Origin of the sequence: Gloeotrichia echinulata CP02 (genome assembly GCA_038087035.1) — a bacterium.
In the GTDB taxonomy this organism is placed as follows: Bacteria; Cyanobacteriota; Cyanobacteriia; order Cyanobacteriales; family Nostocaceae; genus Gloeotrichia; species Gloeotrichia echinulata.
In genome coordinates this window covers 3,162,449-3,180,947 of record CP051187.1, presented here as the reverse complement: position 1 = coordinate 3,180,947, position 18,499 = coordinate 3,162,449, and the positions used below count along the sequence as shown (strand labels likewise).

The following is an 18,499-nucleotide window of genomic DNA, read 5'->3' as shown; positions in this document are numbered from 1 at the left end:
TCTATCCTCGTCATCCATATTACGGACATGATTGCTATCATGAAATTAGGGAGTATCTATAGTTTATAATTCAGAAATTTTACTATTCAATAACACTTGGTAATTGCCATGAAACAGGAATCTGATTTTCTCTCCGAACTATGTGATTTTCTCTATCCTCGTCATCCATATTACGGACATTTCAAGCCAGAGTATTTGGTTTTTAATGCTAATCTGCAAGAATTTTCTCAACGGGTAAGCTATATTTGCAATTTACAAACCGGTGGTAAACTTTCCCCAGAAGAAGCTTACACCCAAATTCGTGTCCTCTGGAAACAGTTGAAACGTACCACAAAAGAACTGGAAATTGAATAAAAAGGAAACAGGAAAGGACGATGATTGTGCTTCGTAGCTGACTTTCGGGATGCAAGTCCTGCAAAACAATCCCTCAATATTCAACTCAATTGCTGGATTGTGGGATATCATCCCGAATTGCATCGTCTCTTAGCACAAGATAGCCTGATTGACGGTATATTAAAATACCAGAATGCTCAATCCCCTACAAACGAAATTTTAAGATTGCAGCGATCGCACCAGAACTGTTGCAGTATTATGAACTATGTTAATCGAGAGGCATTAATTAAAAATTTAGAGCTGCAATATTCATGTGCCAACTGCTGGGAATGAATTGTAACACCCCAACAGACATCTGTTTTTCTTTTGAAGGGTTTTCTGCGCGGGGTGGAAAGACTGACGATCATAGCGATGGTTGGGGGATTGCTTTTTTTGAAGGGAAAGGATGTCGGATTTTTTTAGACGCTAAAGCTTCTGTTACTTCCCCGGTAGCAGATTTGGTGCGATGCTACCCCATCCACTCTACCCATGTGATTGCCCATATTCGCAAAGCTACCCAAGGTGAAATCGCCCTAGAAAACTGTCATCCTTTTCGCCGGGAACTTTGGGGAAGGTATTGGGTATTCGCCCACAACGGAAATTTACCAGATTTTCAACCTCAAAATCAGGGGTTTTTTCAACCCGTGGGTGACACTGATAGTGAAAAAGCCTTCTGTGTAATACTAGAAACCTTGAGACAAAGCTTTCCTCAAGGTAAGCCACCTTTAGAAGAACTGTACCCGGTATTACGTAAAGTCACAGAAAATCTGGCGGCAAAGGGTGTGTTTAACTACTTACTATCGGATGGCGAACACTTTTTTGCCCACTGCTCAACCAAACTCAGCTACATTGTGCGTCAAGCACCCTTTGCAGCAGCCCATTTAATTGACCAAGATATGACCGTAGATTTTCGCCAATTGACCTCACCAAGCGATCGCGTGGCGCTTATTGCTACCATTCCCCTAACTGACAACGAAGTTTGGACACCAATTCAACCGGGGGAACTCCTGGTATTTCAGGATGGCTGTCTCTTGATAGTGAATTGAAAACTTAATATTTTTATCCCAATTTTAGATTTATTAGGGTTTTCATTCAGAGACGGTAAAACATTATATCGTGGGGGTAGGGGCACGGCACTGCCGTGCCCTTACGAGTGTACTTCTCGATTAGTATTGATGTGTCAGCAAAAATCGCTAGAGATTAGCGTTTCCCACTTTGGATTTTGTCAAAGATTCCGCCATCATCGAAGAACTTCTTCTGAATAGTATCCCAACCTCCCAGATTATCGACTGTGTAGAGTCGGGAAATCTTGGGGAACTTATTCTGTACTTCTTTAGCGACGGTGGAGTTAACTGGTCTAAAACCAACTTTAGCAAACTCGCGTTGAGCTTCTGGGGTGAATAAGAACTTAACGAAAGCTTCCGAAACTTCACGTGTACTGCGCTTATCTACATTCTTATCGACAACTGCTACGGGAGCATCGATAGAAATGTTGGTTGCGGGAACTTCGTAAGAAGTGTCTGTCTTTCCTTGTTGTGCGGCTAAGAGGACTTCGTTTTCGTAGTTCAGTAGCACATCCCCTTGACCTTTTTTATAGAAAGCATCGCTAGATTCCCGTGCATCTTTGGGAAGCACAACGACGTTCTTAAAGACTTGACTAACAAAGTTAAAGGCCTGAGTCTCATTCCCGCCATTCTTGGCGACAGCACCCCACAAAGCTAGGAAGTTCCATCTAGCACCACCGGAGGTTTTGGGGTTGGCTGTGACAATTTTGACTCCAGGTTTAGCCAAATCGGACCAAGTTTTAATCTTTTTCGGATTACCTGCACGGGTTTCTAAAGCAACTACTGAGCGAGTTACAATCGAATTATTAGGCGCTTCTTTCTCCCAACCTGGTTTAATTAAACCTGCTTGTTCGATTTTTTTAGTATCCAAAGCCAGTGCTAGAGCTACCACATCTGCGGGTAAGCCATCAATTACTGCACGTGTTTGGGAGCCAGAACCACCATAGCTGGTCCGAATTACCACATCCTGACCTTTTTCCTTCTTCCATTTCGCCACAAACTGGGGAATGATTTTATCGTAGGCGGCTTTGGTGACTGCGTAGGTAACTAGAGTAATTTCTTTCTTGTTATTTTGGCTAATCAGTTGATTCTTTTGGTTAGCAGACGCAGTTTGAGAACCTGTACTAGCAGCGTAAACAGGTAGCAAAGCACTTAAACCTAAGCCTGCTGCTAGCACTAGAGCAGAGGTTTGAGTTGCAGGCTGTTTGAAGGCTGGAAATAGTTGGTTTACCACTTGGATGAATTTCGGTTTGTTGGTTTCTTGGTGTGTCATGGGATAAGGTAGGTTGGTAATGGGTTTAATCCACGAAAATTCAATCGGAATACAGTGGTAGATGATTCTGGATATATACAGTATCAGATGAGACAAGGGAAAACAAGGGACTTTATACTTAAAAACAACTGTTTTCCCAGAGATAAATGAGTGTATAAGTTAATTAGATTTTTATATCTATAAAATAAGATGCACAAATTCAGCGATAATATGCAAAATCAGTAGTTAAGTGCTGAATATATGCTCAAAACGATAATTTTTAAAATTTAAAAAAAACTTATAAAAAACTACACCCACCCTTCTGGTGCGGTTGTCCCTCTACAGACACCTAGGGATGATATGATCACCCTATTCTCTATCGAGAATGTGCAGTTTTACTCTTGCGTTGAGCAAAGGATACCTGCCATCATCTATTAGCATAAATCTATATACGGTATTTGCATCTAATAACCGTAGATATTTAGAGGAGGATATGGAATGACTGTGTGGCAACGCCCCCTGAAACGATTGCAACTGAGTACAGGGCAGATCATCAATCGGTTCAGGCTCAATTCGCTCAAAGGTTTTGTATCGCTCTTTTTAGCAGGAGCGCTCTTGAGTGTGGCGCTAGCCGCCTGCTCTGGTGGTAATGGGAATAATTCTGCCACAGAAAACCCTGGGGCTAGTCCTGTATCTGCCAAAAAGGATAATGTGGAAATAACCCTGGTTTCTTTTGCCGTCACCAAAGCAGCTCACGAAGCCATTATCCCCAAGTTTGTAGACAAGTGGCAGCAAGAACATAACCAAACCGTCAAAGTCAAGCAAAGCTATGGGGGTTCTGGTTCCCAAACTCGCGCTGTCATTGATGGTTTAGAAGCTGATGTTGTCCATTTAGCACTGGCTGGAGACACCCAAAAGATTGAGAAGGCTGGACTAATTCAGCCTGGATGGGAAAAGGAAGTCCCTAACAATGCCATTGTCTCTAAATCTGTGGCAGCACTAGTAACTCGCCCAGGAAACCCTAAAGGCATTAAAACTTGGGCAGATTTGGGCAAAGACGGTATCAAACTGATTACTGCTGACCCTAAAACATCCGGCGTTGCGCGTTGGAATTTCCTAGCACTGTGGAATTCTGTAATTAAAACTGGTGGAGACGAGGCGAAAGCTACTGAGTTTGTGACCAAAGTCTATCATAATGTGCCAATCTTGGCAAAAGATGCGCGTGAAGCTACGGATGCATTTTTCAAGCAAGGTCAGGGTGATGCCCTAATTAACTATGAAAACGAAATTGTCCTAGCCGAACAAAAGGGCGAGAAGGTGACTTATATCATCCCTGATGTCAACATCTCCATCGATAATCCCATCGCCGTGGTAGACAAAAACGTCGATAAACATGGTAATCGTGAGGTAGCAGAAGCTTTCGTCAAATTCCTGTATACCCCAGAAGCACAGCAAGAATTTGCCAAAGTCGGATTCCGTCCTGTAAATGAGACAGTCGCCCAAACTAAAGCAGTTGCAGATAAATACCCCAAAGTGAAAAATCTGGGTACCGTTCAAGACTTCGGCGGTTGGGATGCAGTTCAGAATAAGTTTTTTGCCGAGGGTGCGATTTTTGACCAAATTCACAGCAAAAACAAACGGTAAATCAGGAGTTAGGAGTTAGGAGTAATGAGTAATGAGTAATGAGTAATGAGTTAGGAGTTAGGAGTGATGAGTTAGGAGTAATGAGTTAGGAGTAATGAGTAATGAGTAATGAGTAATGAGTAATGAGTAATGAGTAATGAGTTAGGAGTTAGGAGTTAGGAGTTAGGAGTTAGGAGTTAGGAGTTAGGAGTTAGGAGTTAGGCGTTAGGAGTTAGGAGTTAAATACAAATGACAACTGACAACTGACCAATGACAAATGACAAATGACAAATGACAAAATGGTGACAGGATGCCTACCAAGCTTGGATTTTACAATTTTGCAATTTAACTTTTGAATTGTTGATTATGACTTTATCTCCTTCTTTTCAAGCTGACGGTAAAACTCCAGTGTGGAAGGCGTTCCTACTTCGGTTGCGTCAGATTCCTTGGACATGGCGGATTACTGTGGGATACCTGATAGTTATGTTATTGATCCCCATAACTGCTATGTTTCTCAAAGCAAGTACGGAACCGCCGACTAAGTTTTGGGAAATCGCTACTAGTGATCTGGCTCTGGCAACATACAATGTCACTTTCGTTACTTCATTATTTGCTGCGGGAATCAATGGGGTCTTTGGGACTCTGATTGCTTGGGTTCTTGTTCGCTATGACTTTCCGTTAAAACGGATAATTGATGCCACCGTAGATTTACCGTTTGCGCTGCCGACATCGGTAGCAGGTTTAACCTTGGCAACGGTTTACAGCGATAATGGCTGGATTGGTTCGCTGTTGGCACCACTGGGAATTAAAGTATCTTTCACTCGTCTGGGTGTTGGGGTAGCAATGATATTTATCTCACTCCCATTTATAGTACGGACGGTGCAACCTGTATTGCAGGAAATGGAGCATGAAATTGAAGAAGCGGCGTGGTGTTTGGGTGCTTCTCAATGGCAAACTTTTTGGAAGGTAATTTTACCGCCTTTATTTCCGACGATTTTGACTGGGGTAGCTTTGGGTTTCTCCCGTGCGGTTGGGGAGTATGGCTCGACTGTGATTATTTCTTCTAATACGCCTTACGAAGATTTAATCGCACCTGTGCTGATTTTCCAGCGATTAGAACAGTATGACTATTCTGGTGCAACTGTGATTGGTGTGGTTCTACTAGCAATTTCGTTGGTGCTGCTACTAGCAATTAATTTCTTACAAGCGTGGGCTAGAAGATATGACAACAAATAAACCCAAACAGGACAAGAGTTGGACACCAACAATTTTGATTGCGATCGCCGTTGGCTATTTAGCTCTAGTTCAATATATCCCGGCAATCAACGTTTTTGTCGAAGCTTTCAAAAAGGGAGTGGGGCCATTTCTGGAAAATCTCAGCGCACCAGCGTTTCTGTTCGCAGCCGGGCTAACGGTAACATTGGCTGTAATTGCTGTGCCTTTGAATGCAGTATTTGGTTTGTGTGCAGCTTGGGCGATCGCTCGCAATAATTTCCCCGGTAAGGCTATAGTCTTAAGTATTATTGACCTGCCTTTTTCCATCTCCCCCGTAGTCGCGGGCTTGATGATTGTGCTACTTTACGGTCGCCAGGGCTGGTTTGGCCCTTGGCTACAGGCACATGATATCCAGATTATCTTTGCCTTTCCAGGTATGGTACTGGCTACCGCTTTCGTCAGTATGCCCTTTGTCGCCCGCGAAGTCATTCCTGTGTTAGAAGAATTTGGTAGTGAGCAAGAAGAAGCAGCTAGAACCCTGGGCGCAAACGATTGGCAAATATTTTGGCGCGTCACCTTACCCAGTATTCGCTGGGGCTTACTTTATGGTTTAATTTTGACCAATGCTAGAGCAATGGGTGAATTCGGCGCTGTTTCAGTAGTATCTGGTAATATTGCTGAAAAAACCCAGAGTCTACCACTGTTTGTAGAAGACGCTTACAAACAGTATGAAACTGAAGCGGCTTTCTCAGCGGCTGTATTGTTGGCATTGTTAGCAGTCGTAACTTTAGTGCTAAAGGAGATTTTAGAACGAAAAACCCGCATTAAAGATGTTGAGTAATTCCTAGTTAAGGGACCTCCAGATAAAAAAATATCCAAAATGTAGGGTGCGTCAATGCGAGAAAACCCAATACAGTTCAGTTAGACTCCAGTGGTATACAGTGTAGGGAACATCCAAAATCTTTTCTTCTAATGACAATTTTATTCGTGCCGTGCCCCTACGACAATTTTCTTAACTGAACTGTATTGCGAGAAAACCTAGCTACACCAAGAAATTATTGCTATAGCGTTTCTCGCCCTAGTGAGGTACATCGGTAAGGGCACGGCAGTGCCGTGCCCCTACATCGCGTGATACAATTTTGTACCTCATCTGAATAGGAAGTGCTATACTGACGCACCCTACTAACCGTCAATTTGGGATAATTTATTTTTTGGTGTTCCCCAATGTGAACCAAACCACTTTTAACAGTAATTTGGGAATACTCAACTCAGCAGGTCTGAGGATAGACAAGTGGTAGAAGAACGTGCATATTGGCTAGCTTGGTCGCAAATTTCGGGAATTGGACCAGTATTGCTGCGACGCTTGCAACAGCATTTTGGCACATTGGCAACGGCTTGGAAAGCGACTGCGGCTGAGTTGGGAAGGGTGGAGGGTTTTGGTTTTCAGACATTAGAAAAGGTAATACAACAGCGATCGCGTCTGCATCCAGAACAAATACTCACCAAACACCAAGCCGAAAACCCCCATTTCTGGACGCCAGCGGATGGAGATTACCCCCGCTTGCTCCTAGAAACTCCCAGTCCACCACCTATTATCTACTATCGCGGTGAAGTGGAACTGCAAGAGAATCTCGGACATAAACCCCTAGTTGGCATTGTTGGTACTCGGAAACCCTCGGAATATGGTATCCGTTGGACTCGGCAAATTAGCACCGCTTTAGCCAAAAACGGGTTTACAGTTGTTTCGGGGATGGCTGAGGGAATTGACACCGAAAGCCACTGGTCCGCCATGAAAGCAGGTGGACGAACAATCGCCGTTTTAGGAACGGGTGTAGATGTCATCTATCCCCACCAAAATCGGGATTTGTATCAGCAAATTTTGACTGCTGGCTTAGTCGTGAGTGAGTATCCTACCAAAACCCCACCCGACCGCACCCACTTTCCCCGTCGTAACCGGATTATTGCTGGCTTGAGTCGTGCCATCTTGGTAATGGAAGCACCCTTAAAATCTGGTGCTTTAATTACAGCTACCTATGCGAATGATTTCGGACGTGATGTCTATGCACTCCCCGGAAGAATTGATGACCATCCATCCCAAGGGTGTTTAAAATTACTCAGCCAAGGCGCTTCGTTAATTCTCAGGGAATTAGACGAACTGTTAAAAATGCTGGGAGCAATCCCACAAATTGATGCAATTGAGGCGACTGCACAACCACAACAGTTAAGTTTGCCAGATTTGTCACCAGAACTACAACAGGTATTAAATGTAATTGCTGTTGATGTCTTACCCTTCGATTTTATTGTCCAACAAACAGGTATGGGTGCTGGTTCAGTTTCCAGTGCTTTGTTACAGTTGGAACTTATGGGTTTAGTTTCACAATTACCGGGAATGCGATATCAAAAGTGTTAAAATAATTCCTAATATAGCGTTTCCCGGCCTAGTGCGGTACACCCGTAGGGGCACGGCAATGCCGTGCCCCTACACCTAGCGATATAATCTTGTACCTCATCTGAATGAGAAGCGCTATATCATCTTCGGATATAGGACTAATATTTGATTTTTGAAATACACGTAGTTAGGGCATTGCCCTAACTACAGATACTATCTAAACGCTTGCTTATGCAGGAATCAACACTGTATCAATGATGTGAATAACACCGTTATCAGCAGCAACATCTGGTGTTGCAACAGTAGCATTATTGATCTTGACACCATGAGAAGCGTCAATTTTTACATCTGAACCCTCTACCGTAGTAGCTGACTTCAGCTTAACCACATCGGCTGCTAGCACTTTACCTGAAACAACATGATAAGTCAGGATTTTCTTGAGCTTGGGAATATCCTTGAGTAAAGCATCTACGGTACCGGCTGGAAGTTTAGAAAATGCTTCATCCGTAGGTGCAAAAAGGGTAAATGGTCCACTACCTTTGAGAGTATCAACTAGCCCAGCAGCCTTAACTGCAGCAACTAAGGTATTGAAAGAACCAGCGTTTACAGCAGTATCAACAATGTCAGCCATGTGTTTTCATTAATTCCTTTACATTTCATGATAAATGTAAACTTTTTCATAATGCATTGTATCTATCTTGAGATATGCACTTAATTTCAACTTGTGTATCATAATGTTTAGTTAATAAAATTTGACTAAATTGAGCTAAAAAATTAAAAAATAGTCTGTATTGGCTGGAAAAAACACTTGAAACTATAGCCAATAGCAAATTAAAAATCAAGGTTCATGTTAATATTTAATACTAAATACTTAGTAAAACCATGAAGGATATGACCCTTGCGACTATCTTAGGTAAGAATTTGGAACCAAGAGAGAATAGATATAATTTTTAGCTATGGTTGATTCGTTATGTCATAAAATCTATATGAGCAGCGACAAGCATCTGTGCTTGTCTTAAAACGTTGCCAAATAAATAACTAGGAATCTGCCAAGCTGCTACTGTCCTTTCTTGAGTAATATCCTGTACACTAATTGCTATTAATTCATGTTCTTGTGGTTCTCCTTCAACTGCACCAGACCAAGTAAAAGCTAATAAGAAATCATCGTATCCAGGTAAGCATGTAACCAAGCACTCATCTGGAGTTACCTGACAATTAATCCCGTGTTCGTTTGCAAGTCCTACTAATTTGTGCAAATTGTTTGAGTTCATCATTGATCTTTCGTGTTGTATCAAAAACAGGTACTATATATAACATTTCCCTGTGGGATGTGTGAGAAAAATTAGCCTGCAAATAACCTTATCTGGGAGGATAATACTGGGGATTGATAACTGGAGGCGGATAACCCATGTTGTTGGGTAGAACAGGCGCCATCACAGGTGACCGATAACCAATAGGATTTCCCATACTGTTGGGTACACCAGGTGGCATCATAGATGGCTGATAACTGGTTGTTGGTATGGTGTTTGTCGTGCTGTTGGGGACGACAGCATTTTGACTAAACTGTTGATAAGCCGCACGAGAAATTGAGCTAATGAGTTTTTCGGCGCGGGGGTCATTATTGGGGCGTTGTACCATGACAGCGGCGATGTAGCGCTTCCCAGTTGGGATATCTACTAAACCTGCATCTCCTAACATTGTGCCAATATCGCCGGTTTTGTGGGCAATGCTAGCGCCTGCGCCTAAACCAGAGGGGAGTAGATTATTTCTCTCGGTTTGACGCATAATATTTAGTATCAGATCACGCGATCGCATATTCACCAAATTTCCCTGATGCACCATCGCCATCAAAGTTCCCAATTCCCTAGGACTGGTGGTGTTTGTCCCTTGCAAATCTGGAAGTTGATTGCGAAGGGCTGTGGTTGTCAACCCCCAACTGCGAAAACGCTGGTTTAAAGCATCGATACCGCCGAGTTTGGCAATCAGCATATTTGTCGCTGTATTGTCGCTGATTGTAATCATTTTCGTGGCGACATCCAAGGCTGTATACTGGGTTCCCGCTGGCTTTAATTGCATATTTCCTGAACCGCCTGCAATCATCTCTTGTTGCATGGTCAGCATTTCATCGAGGCGGATTTTACCAGCATCCACATCTTGGAAAAAGGCCACCAGAATCGGTATCTTAATTGTACTCGCCGATGGGAAACTAGCAGCGCTATTCACATCAACGTAAGCTCCCGTATCTAAGTCTACTATTATAACCCCTGCTGTAAGATTTTGGTTGGCTGATGCCAAATTTTGCACGGCATTTTTTAAGGGGATAATTTCCTGAGTTAGATATAAGCCGGAAGTCGCTGGGGTTGTTGGTGTAGGCTGTGACTGCGATTGTTCAGTATTTGTATTCGATACTGGAGAAGCAGTTGGGGTGACACGACTAGCGGGGTCTAATACCGATAACGCTGTACCGACAATCGCCCCAATCCCAACACCGACAATTAATAATCGCAGAGTATACAAGAGGGTTCTAGCCATTGGCTTTAACCGCGTTTTCCGCGATTGTCTACTTTTGGGCACCGCCGACTTCTCCATTCGCACTGTCTTAATTTTGACAGCCCCTGGTTGGAAGGGGGGAATCTTCCCTTTGGGGATGGGTTTGACTGCTGCTGGCATTACTAGCCCTGGTCTTGACCTAGACACACCAGTATTAACCGTGATTTGATTAGTACCATTTCTTACTACACGTGTCGCCGTAGCTCCTTCTTGAGGTGTACGCTGCTGCTGTTTGGGAACTTTGACTTTCTTTGGTTCCGCCTTTTGGACTTTGCGCGAACGCTGGGGGCGATTTAGGGGTTGACGCCTGGAGAAAGTGTTGAGTTTATCACTTGATTCTGACATCGCTGCTAGGGATTGGGGATTGGGGGTTGGGGGTTGCACTTCGGCTCCGCTCAGTGACCAGGGATTGGGGGTTGGGGATTGGGAGTAAGGAGTAATGAGTAATGAGTAATGAGTAATGAGTAATGAGTCAAGAGTAAATTAATCCAGTCTCCAGTCTCCAGTCTCCAGTCTCCAGTCCCCAGTCTCCAGTCCCCAGTCCCCAGTTAAGTCAGTATTTTTGTGTTTAGTTTAAGCCATATTTATTATTTTGGGGGAATCAATGCGTACATATTAAACGATGAATTACAACTTTCCATCATTTTTATAGGTTTTAATTGCCCATTTTACTTGTTGTATAATTCCTCGGAGCATCGCGACTTCCCCGGTTTGCAGGTGAGCGCGATTATACAGTTGGCGAAATTTTTCCATACGGCTAGTTGCTGTGTGGGGATAAAGATAACCAATGTTTAGCAGCAGGGATTCTAATTGCTGGTAGTATCCTTCTAGGATCTCAAAAGGTGCAAGTTCAGTTGGGGATGGGGTGGGTGTCAATGGTTGGTCTGTAGATTGTGCCAGTTCATAACAGCAGATGGCTACAGCCGTAGCCAGATTCAGGGACAGATAATTTTGACTTGTGGGAATGTGAATAAACCTCTGAGCATAGTTTAATTCTTCATTGCTTAATCCTCGGTCTTCCCTGCCAAAAATTAACGCTGTGGGTTGTTCTGGTTCCTCTAGCAACCAAGGTAGGGCGGTGCGGGGGTTTTCTAAAGGTGTTTCCCAACTGCGAACTCGACCGGTGGTAGCGATGACTCTGACACATCCCTGCAACGCTTCTGGTAATGTCGCTACTAAAACCGCAGATGTTAAAATTTCTTTGGCATGAACCGCCATTTTCAGCGCTTCCATGTCCAGGGGGTCGCATTGGGGATTGACTAATACTAGTTGATCTAAGCCAAAATTTTTCATCACTCTGGCGATCGCTCCCAGGTTTAATGGACCATGTGGTTCTACCAAGACAATTTTTAATCCAGCTAATCCCATTTTCCCATCCCACCCCTGATTTTCGCCTTTGTCCATGACATTATTGTAACTGTCGAGGCGATCGCCTCCATGCCTATGTCAAGGTAGGTATAGATTAGACTGAAACTTCTCATCATTCAAGCTTTTTACTCGGAACGCCGAGCTTTTTACTCCGAACGCCGAGTTTTTTACTCCGAACGCCGAGCTTTTTACTCCGAACGCCGAGCTTTTTGCTCCGAACGCCGAGCTTTTTACTCCGAACGCCGAGCTTTTTACTCCGAACGCCGAGCTTTTTACTCCGAACGCCGAGCTTTTTACTCCGAACGCCGAGCTTTTTACTGGAAACGCCGAGCTTTTTACTCCGAACGCCGAGCTTTTTACTGGAAACGCCGAGCTTAAAGCAGTTTTTGTAATTTCATAGGGTATATTAGCGCAGTGTCATGCACCTTGGAACTTAGATTTATCAAAAAGCTACAATCTCTGCCTTTCAGCTAATCGTTCGTCGGTATTCATGTGCAGTAATCTGACTGTTGTACGTCCCACAGGCGTTAATCCAAGCACAGTCTGTTCGGAAATAGTGAAGTGTTCCTCCCATTTCTGGGTACGCGGATTGAATAGAAAGGTGACATCTCCTACACTTCTGCTTCGCAGTAAGTGTAGGCTTCCAAGACAATCCGGCTATCGCTTAGGAGACTCTTGGCTTTAAGAACGGGATGCCCCACCGCTCTGTTTTTTATATTTATCGCTGCATTATGGTCTCGGTCAAGACTGCATCCACAATTAGGACAGTCGTGCCATCGTTGATGCAGTTTTTTAGGAACTTTTACGCCACAATTAGAACAATCTTGACTTGTACCAGACGCTTTAACTGGGATAACCAACAAACCAGCATTTTCGGCTTTGTTTGTCAGTATCGACAGAAAGCTTGACCATCCAGCATCAAGTACAGATTTTGCCAATCGGGTACGTGCAAGTCCTTTAACATTCAAATCTTCAACTGCAACAACATCATATTTTTTCAATAAGTTGTTAGCAGTTTTGAAATGAAAATCTTTACGTTTATCAGCAACTTTTTTATGTTGCTTACCTAGTTGTTTAACCGCTTTTTGTCTACGGTTACTACTTTTCTTACGACGCGAAACACGTTTTTGGATAACCCGCAAACGTTTCTGTGCTTTGCGGTAATGCTGAGGTATAGCAACAGTTTCACCCTCAGAAGTTGTTAAAAACTCCTTCAAACCGACATCGATGCCAGTTATGGATTCTGGGTTAAACTCAGGTTTAATTATTGGAACTGTAGCATCTTCCAAGCTGAGAGTTACATAATAGCCATCAGCTTTTTTAGTTATAGAAAAGGTTTTGATTTTAAACCCAACGGGTATCGGGCGATGAACAATTACCTTAACATCTCCTATCTTTGAGAGCGTAATTTTGTTATTGACAAAATGATGCTGCTTAAATTGGGTGTAAGTAAAAGTCTTGTATTGTCCTTTCCCTTTGAATCTAGGTCTACCTGATTTCTTCCCGTTGATATCGCCTTTTAACCATCTGTCAAAAGCTAGCTCAACTCTTTTAGGTACTTCCTGTAGCACTTGAGAGTGAATATTTTTGTACCAAGGTCTATCTACTTTTAATTGCACCAAAGATGCTTTTTGATTGTAGTAGTTGGGTTGTTCTTTTAAATCTGGTAGATGACAAATCAAAGGGCATCTATCAATAGGACATCGATTCATTTCATACCAATCAAACCTTTGAGCAAGCAAGTAATTGTATTGATAACGCAGCATTTCCAACGTTTGATCAATTTTTTCTGCTTGCTGTTTAGTTGGCTTGATTTTGTATTGGTATGAAGTTCTCATTTTATTCTTTGTTTTTCGACCTGAAAATAGTATAACATACCGTATATCCATTGTGTAACCACTATGAAAAATAAACAATTACGATTAAGAATGTCAGAACGCAGATTCAATAAGCTCAAGCAACATGCAGAGTGCGTAGACAAAACCATGACTCAAGTGATAGATGAACTTATCGACACATTGCCAAACATAAAAAATGGCGATTCCTCACCGACCAACTGTCCTGTCAATCCTACGGATTGAATTAGTTGTTGGTCAATTCGTCATCGCCCAAAAATTCATCCCACACTGCCCTTCTCTGCGAGACGCTACGCGAACGGGTCAGATGTGGGGCTTCTTTTTCTTTTAGCTAAAAGTTCCTGTTTGCGGATCGAACGATCCTAAGTCAGTGCCTTTGTGGCGGTTACAGCGCCAGCAGGTAAATGCTAGATTATTAGCATCCGTTGTACCACCGTGCTTTTGGGCGACTACGTGGTCAATTTCATGGGGAAAGAACGCCAATCCTGCCGGTAGCAGGCAATACTCACATTTGTAGTTGGCTCGTTGTTCAACTAGGCGACGAAGAGCAGTGGGAATATAGGAGAGGCTCACAGTCTACTGCTCAAATAAGGTAAGTTACCGGCTTTAATCATCACCACCAGATGCTCGATCCGTTCATACTCCAGAAGTTCTTTTAACTCAGTGGGTGTGAGTGTACCTGCTTGGCTACGTGTTAACAATGTACGTAACCTCTCCTGCATTTCAGGTGTTGGTTGAAATTCGGCAATTTGTTGAGGAGTGGGGTTACTGGCGAGAAAGTCGAGGATATATCGGTAAACTTGTGCTGGTACGGCTGGCTGTTGGAGACTAAGGGCAAGCAGTTCAGGTAGACGATCGCCTACTTGTGCGAGTTGTTGAGATAATTCCTCTGATACGAACAGGGTAATTGTCGGCATACTGCGTTTTTCCCAAGTGTGTCGTTGTCTCTATTGTACTTGTGCCAAGACTGACTCAAAACAGGCGATCGCCCCCTTTTGTTTTGGCTCTTGTGCAGCGGTATAATTAGCCCTGATTCAATTAACGATGCCACAACACGCGCAAAATGAGAAGAACCAGGAAAAATTGGTTGCGGAAGAGACTTAAAAACACCGTGATTGTGGTGCTGTTGCTGGGTCTATTTTTAGTCGGTTTTGCCTTCCACACTGTCCGTCAATCCTTTCCGCAAGAAAGTGGTACAATTCAATTATCCACACTCAAGGCTGAGGTGAGTGTCCAGCGGGATAATTTGGGTATTCCCCACATTTATGCAGCCAATTCCCATGATTTATTCATGGCACAGGGTTATATCCATGCTCAAGACCGATTTTGGCAAATGGATTTTTGGCGCCACATCGGTTCTGGAAGATTGGCAGAAATGTTTGGCCCTTCCCAGTTAGAGACTGATAAGTATCTGCGGACAATGGGTTGGGCGAGGGTCGCCAAGCAAGAACTCGCCGCAATGGATGCAGAGATGAATGCATACTTAGAAGCATACGCCGCCGGCGTCAATGCTTATTTGGCAGAGCATCAAGGTGCTAACCTGAGTTTAGAATATGCGGTGTTGAAATTGATGAATCCTGGGTATAAACCTGAACCTTGGAAACCACTACATTCCCTGACCTGGGGTAAGGTAATGGCTTATGATTTGGGGAGAAATTTTCAAAGCGAAATTGAACGGACTGTGTTGCTGAAGACCCTCAATCTAGCTCAAGTGGAAGAACTTTTTCCCCCCTATCCCCAAGACTCCCCGGCGATTTTACCTGATTTGCAAAAAAGGAAAACGGGGGAACAGGATAGTTTTGATGAGACGCAATTAATCGCCTCTGGAACTGAGGTGATAGAGTCAATTACGCAGCCAATGTTGGCGCTGGAAAAACTGTTGGGGGGGACGGGAATCGGGATTGGTTCCAATAGTTGGGTGATTTCTGGCGATCGCACCACTACAGGTAAACCGATTTTAGCTAATGACCCCCACTTGGCTGTGCAAATTCCCTCTATTTGGTACGAGGTTGGTCTGCATTGCACTTCCAAAAGTGCAGAATGTCCCTATAACGTCACAGGCTTTTCCTTTGCGGGGATGCTGGGGGTAATTATCGGTCATAACGATCGCATTGCTTGGGGTGTCACCAATGTACAATCGGATGTAATGGATTTATATATCGAAAAAATCAACCCAAACAACCCCAACCAGTATGAGGTTAATGGTAAATGGGTGGATATGCAAATGGTTAACGAGACAATTCAAATCGCTGGGGGACAGCCAATTGTCCAAAAAGTGCGCTATACCCGTCACGGTCCGATTCTCTCGGATGTTTCCCCCAACCTGAAGCAGTTCCCGTCAAATCAGGGTGTAGAAATCCCTTCAAATTATGCCGTAGCCCTGCGCTGGACAGCCTTAGAACCTTCAAAACTAGTGTACGCCATCCCCCTACTTAATCGCGCCGAAAGCTGGACAGATTTCCGCGCTGCTGCTCGTAATTATGAAGTTCCCGCGCAAAACCTCATTTATGCTGACATTGATGGGAATATTGGCTATCAGTTACCAGGGAAATATCCCATCCGGGCGAAGGGAAATGGGCGCTATCCGGTTCCTGGGTGGACGAATGAATATGAATGGCGCGGTTATATTAACTTTGAGCAGTTACCCCAAAGTTTCAATCCAACCCAAGGTTATATCGCTACCGCCAATAATTTGGTGCAACGTAAATATCCTGGTATGATTACCACAGACTGGGTTTATGGCTATCGCGCCAAGCGGATTACCGACATGATTTCCCAGTCAAATCAGCCAATTTCTCTGCTTGATGTCGAGTCAATCCAGGCTGACAATTACAACTTGAATGCACAGACTCTCATACCCCTACTGCAAAGTATTTCTTTAGATAGTCCGTCTTTGAAAGTAGCTGAGAAATTGCTGCGAAATTGGAATTTTCAGCTAGAAATGTCATCACCCGCAGCAGCTTTATTTGAGGTATTTTGGAAACACTTGCTAGCGGATACCTTCCACGACCAGTTACCTGAAGAATATTATCCCGATGGGGGCGATCGCTGGTACACTGTGGTGAGTAATTTGGTAAAAAAACCAGATAGCTTCTGGTGGGATAACCGCAAGACGCCAAAAGTCGAGAACCGTGACCAAATTCTCCTCCAGGCTTTGACAGAAGCGGTGGATGAATTAGAACGTCATCAAAGCAAAGACCCGAAGTTTTGGAACTGGGGTAAACTGCATACAATTACTTTTCGTAACGCCACTTTGGGTAAATCGGGAATCGCACCCATTGAGGCTTTATTTAATCGTGGTGCTTTTGCAACTGCGGGGAATGGGGAGACTGTCAACGCTAACCGCTGGCGTGCAAGTGAATCTTACCAGGTGACGGAGATTCCTTCAATGCGGATGGTTGTCGATTTGGCAAATCTCGCTAATTCGGTGGCTATTCATACCCCTGGTCAGTCTGGTCACGCTTTCCATGCACATTATACAGATATGGTTGACCCTTGGCGCAAGGTTGAATATCATCCGATGTTGTGGGAGGAAAAGACGGTGTTGGGTAATGCTCAGGGACGGTTGCGGTTGGTTCCTTAAAGGTGTTATTCTTCTTACCTTTGCGTCTTCTCTACGAGACGCTTCGCGAATGCGCCTTTGCGTGAGCTTAAAAATTCTTTTCTCTCACGCAAAGGCGCGAAGGCGCAAGGAAGGGAAGGGAGTAGTTACAGTAAATAGACCACGCGGTAGGGGCGCAAGGCCTTGCGCCCCTACGAGGATCTGTGGTTCAAATCAATGAAAATTGCTGTAATAGGTTCCCAATAGGGGTAATACTTTTCGCTTTAATAATTCGATTAAAGCTGGTTCCATGTATTCATATTCGTCGGGAATATCTAAACAGATAATTTTTTTATCTTTGAGAAAGGGTTGGAAATTTTGCGACAGCTTGCGTTTATGTGACTGTTCCATGACGAAAATTATATCAGCCCATTTTATAGCTTCTGATGAAACTGGTACTACTAGTCTGTCAATTTTGTTTTGAGGGATTTTTGGTAGTGTGAGCGTCTCGCTCACGCGGGCAAGATGCCCGCACTACAGTCTATCATTTTTATCTTGACAGAGTACTAGCAGCTGCAAGATATGAGGTACGGCACCATCTTTAATATTATTGGTGGTGCGTTCCCTCCGGGAACACACCCTACGTCTAAATTCAGATTAGCGACGCCATTTATTAAGAAATTTGGATTATTTATCCCCTAAATTGTTGAACTAGGGTAGGATACCCGTGAGTTTAACCTCGTATTTGATGCGAAGAATATGGAGCCTCTAACACTGACTGCGGCTAGTATCGCTACTTTAGTATTTACTAAGGCTTTTGAAACCACTATCGAAAAAGCCACGGAAAGCGTTCTGCAAAAGTTAGCACGGCTTCGAGAAAAAATTATCCAAAAATTTAGGTTCTTGCGTACTTAGCGTGCTTAATTATTAGTTAAAGTCTATAAATTTGCTTTAAAAGTAAGACTTACAGGCGTTCATAATTTAATTTTCAGCAATATGACCAAAAATACAGGAAATAATGGCTATTACCGTATCTCAGTAAGGGTTTCAAGCTGATTATTTAATAAATTTAGCACGCTAAGTACGGAAGAGCCGAAGGGCTACGCCTAAGCCACAAATCGGTTACGATAAATTCTAGAATTATATCGATATAGCACTTCCTATTCAGTGATGGTACTCAATTGTATCACGCGATGTAGGGGCACGGCACTGCCGTGCCCTTACCGATGTACCTCACTAGGGCGAGAAACGCTATAAACATTAGATGTT

Annotated in this window: 18 protein-coding genes; 9 read left to right on the top strand and 9 right to left on the bottom strand. The window is 43.5% G+C overall.

All coding sequences use genetic code 11. The features are described 5' to 3' along the window. Positions 1-108 precede the first annotated feature (108 nt). Genes HEQ19_14150 through HEQ19_14140 form a run of 3 tightly spaced genes read left to right on the top strand, consistent with a single transcriptional unit; the run spans position 109 to position 1,418 of the window. Positions 109-354 (top strand): hypothetical protein, encoded by a 246-nt coding sequence (locus tag HEQ19_14150; protein ID WYM00495.1) that lies wholly within the window; start codon positions 109-111, stop codon positions 352-354. Between the two features lie 24 nt (positions 355-378). After that, complete coding sequence (locus tag HEQ19_31000) at positions 379-666, top strand: hypothetical protein (GenBank protein ID WZI67212.1); 288 nt, start codon at positions 379-381, stop codon at positions 664-666. After that, positions 645-1,418, top strand: coding sequence for a class II glutamine amidotransferase (locus tag HEQ19_14140; GenBank protein ID WYM00494.1), 774 nt, complete (start codon positions 645-647; stop codon positions 1,416-1,418). The genes HEQ19_31000 and HEQ19_14140 overlap by 22 nt, the downstream gene beginning before the upstream one ends. A gap of 154 nt (positions 1,419-1,572) precedes the next feature. Here HEQ19_14140 and HEQ19_14135 read toward each other — a convergent pair whose 3' ends face one another. Next, entirely contained in the window at positions 1,573-2,709 is a 1,137-nt protein-coding gene (locus HEQ19_14135) for a sulfate ABC transporter substrate-binding protein (GenBank protein ID WYM00493.1), read from the bottom strand. A gap of 477 nt (positions 2,710-3,186) precedes the next feature. Here HEQ19_14135 and HEQ19_14130 point away from each other — a divergent pair, with 477 nt between their 5' ends. The 4 genes from HEQ19_14130 (at position 3,187) to dprA (ending at position 7,936) form a co-directional block, all read left to right on the top strand. Further along, on the top strand, positions 3,187-4,332 hold the full coding sequence (locus HEQ19_14130; protein ID WYM00492.1) for a sulfate ABC transporter substrate-binding protein: 1,146 nt from the start codon (positions 3,187-3,189) through the stop codon (positions 4,330-4,332). A gap of 345 nt (positions 4,333-4,677) precedes the next feature. Continuing rightward, the gene (gene cysT / locus HEQ19_14125; protein ID WYM00491.1) at positions 4,678-5,547 is read left to right on the top strand and encodes a sulfate ABC transporter permease subunit CysT; all 870 of its coding nucleotides are present in this window, start codon (positions 4,678-4,680) and stop codon (positions 5,545-5,547) included. Next, positions 5,534-6,367, top strand: coding sequence for a sulfate ABC transporter permease subunit CysW (gene cysW / locus HEQ19_14120; GenBank protein ID WYM00490.1), 834 nt, complete (start codon positions 5,534-5,536; stop codon positions 6,365-6,367). The genes cysT and cysW overlap by 14 nt, the downstream gene beginning before the upstream one ends. A gap of 450 nt (positions 6,368-6,817) precedes the next feature. Then, positions 6,818-7,936 carry a DNA-processing protein DprA gene (gene dprA / locus HEQ19_14115; protein ID WYM00489.1) on the top strand — a complete coding sequence of 373 codons (1,119 nt, stop codon included), beginning with the start codon at positions 6,818-6,820 and terminating at the stop codon, positions 7,934-7,936. 208 nt (positions 7,937-8,144) lie between these two features. Here the strand turns inward: dprA and HEQ19_14110 are convergent, their stop codons facing one another. From HEQ19_14110 to HEQ19_14080, 7 genes are all read right to left on the bottom strand, one after another. After that, positions 8,145-8,546, bottom strand: a complete 402-nt coding sequence (locus tag HEQ19_14110) for a fasciclin domain-containing protein (GenBank protein WYM00488.1) — start codon at positions 8,544-8,546, stop codon at positions 8,145-8,147. A gap of 337 nt (positions 8,547-8,883) precedes the next feature. Beyond that, a complete protein-coding gene (locus tag HEQ19_14105; GenBank protein ID WYM00487.1) occupies positions 8,884-9,189 on the bottom strand; it encodes a hypothetical protein in 306 nt (101 codons plus the stop codon). Between the two features lie 85 nt (positions 9,190-9,274). Then, the gene (locus HEQ19_14100) at positions 9,275-10,810 is read right to left on the bottom strand and encodes a serine hydrolase (GenBank protein ID WYM03404.1); all 1,536 of its coding nucleotides are present in this window, start codon (positions 10,808-10,810) and stop codon (positions 9,275-9,277) included. A gap of 282 nt (positions 10,811-11,092) precedes the next feature. Further along, a complete protein-coding gene (locus tag HEQ19_14095) occupies positions 11,093-11,833 on the bottom strand; it encodes an RNA methyltransferase (protein ID WYM03403.1) in 741 nt (246 codons plus the stop codon). 611 nt (positions 11,834-12,444) lie between these two features. Beyond that, a complete protein-coding gene (locus tag HEQ19_14090; protein ID WYM00486.1) occupies positions 12,445-13,671 on the bottom strand; it encodes a transposase in 1,227 nt (408 codons plus the stop codon). Between the two features lie 345 nt (positions 13,672-14,016). Beyond that, positions 14,017-14,262 carry an HNH endonuclease signature motif containing protein gene (locus HEQ19_14085; GenBank protein ID WYM00485.1) on the bottom strand — a complete coding sequence of 82 codons (246 nt, stop codon included), beginning with the start codon at positions 14,260-14,262 and terminating at the stop codon, positions 14,017-14,019. Beyond that, the gene (locus HEQ19_14080; GenBank protein WYM00484.1) at positions 14,259-14,606 is read right to left on the bottom strand and encodes a hypothetical protein; all 348 of its coding nucleotides are present in this window, start codon (positions 14,604-14,606) and stop codon (positions 14,259-14,261) included. The genes HEQ19_14085 and HEQ19_14080 overlap by 4 nt, the downstream gene beginning before the upstream one ends. A gap of 146 nt (positions 14,607-14,752) precedes the next feature. Between HEQ19_14080 and HEQ19_14075 the strand changes: the two genes are divergently transcribed. Continuing rightward, positions 14,753-17,272 (top strand): penicillin acylase family protein, encoded by a 2,520-nt coding sequence (locus HEQ19_14075; protein WYM00483.1) that lies wholly within the window; start codon positions 14,753-14,755, stop codon positions 17,270-17,272. A gap of 192 nt (positions 17,273-17,464) precedes the next feature. On the opposite strand, the gene HEQ19_14070 is transcribed toward HEQ19_14075, so the two are convergent. Continuing rightward, the gene (locus HEQ19_14070) at positions 17,465-17,746 is read right to left on the bottom strand and encodes a hypothetical protein (GenBank protein WZI67211.1); all 282 of its coding nucleotides are present in this window, start codon (positions 17,744-17,746) and stop codon (positions 17,465-17,467) included. Between the two features lie 243 nt (positions 17,747-17,989). Between HEQ19_14070 and HEQ19_14065 the strand changes: the two genes are divergently transcribed. Further along, positions 17,990-18,145, top strand: coding sequence for a hypothetical protein (locus tag HEQ19_14065; protein WYM00482.1), 156 nt, complete (start codon positions 17,990-17,992; stop codon positions 18,143-18,145). The last annotated feature ends 354 nt before the right edge of the window (positions 18,146-18,499 follow it).

Excerpts from the sequence above, each read along its gene's own strand:
- HEQ19_14150 (WYM00495.1), top strand. The coding sequence starts at position 109 with ATGAAACAGGAATCTGATTTTCTCTCCGAACTATGTGATTTTCTCTAT.
- HEQ19_14140 (WYM00494.1), top strand. The coding sequence starts at position 645 with ATGTGCCAACTGCTGGGAATGAATTGTAACACCCCAACAGACATCTGT.
- HEQ19_14135 (WYM00493.1), bottom strand. The coding sequence starts at position 2,709 with ATGACACACCAAGAAACCAACAAACCGAAATTCATCCAAGTGGTAAAC.
- HEQ19_14130 (WYM00492.1), top strand. The coding sequence starts at position 3,187 with ATGACTGTGTGGCAACGCCCCCTGAAACGATTGCAACTGAGTACAGGG.
- cysT (WYM00491.1), top strand. The coding sequence starts at position 4,678 with ATGACTTTATCTCCTTCTTTTCAAGCTGACGGTAAAACTCCAGTGTGG.
- cysW (WYM00490.1), top strand. The coding sequence starts at position 5,534 with ATGACAACAAATAAACCCAAACAGGACAAGAGTTGGACACCAACAATT.
- HEQ19_14110 (WYM00488.1), bottom strand. The coding sequence starts at position 8,546 with ATGGCTGACATTGTTGATACTGCTGTAAACGCTGGTTCTTTCAATACC.
- HEQ19_14105 (WYM00487.1), bottom strand. The coding sequence starts at position 9,189 with ATGATGAACTCAAACAATTTGCACAAATTAGTAGGACTTGCAAACGAA.
- HEQ19_14100 (WYM03404.1), bottom strand. The coding sequence starts at position 10,810 with ATGTCAGAATCAAGTGATAAACTCAACACTTTCTCCAGGCGTCAACCC.
- HEQ19_14095 (WYM03403.1), bottom strand. The coding sequence starts at position 11,833 with ATGGGATTAGCTGGATTAAAAATTGTCTTGGTAGAACCACATGGTCCA.
- HEQ19_14090 (WYM00486.1), bottom strand. The coding sequence starts at position 13,671 with ATGAGAACTTCATACCAATACAAAATCAAGCCAACTAAACAGCAAGCA.
- HEQ19_14080 (WYM00484.1), bottom strand. The coding sequence starts at position 14,606 with ATGCCGACAATTACCCTGTTCGTATCAGAGGAATTATCTCAACAACTC.
- HEQ19_14075 (WYM00483.1), top strand. The coding sequence starts at position 14,753 with ATGAGAAGAACCAGGAAAAATTGGTTGCGGAAGAGACTTAAAAACACC.
- HEQ19_14065 (WYM00482.1), top strand. The coding sequence starts at position 17,990 with ATGGAGCCTCTAACACTGACTGCGGCTAGTATCGCTACTTTAGTATTT.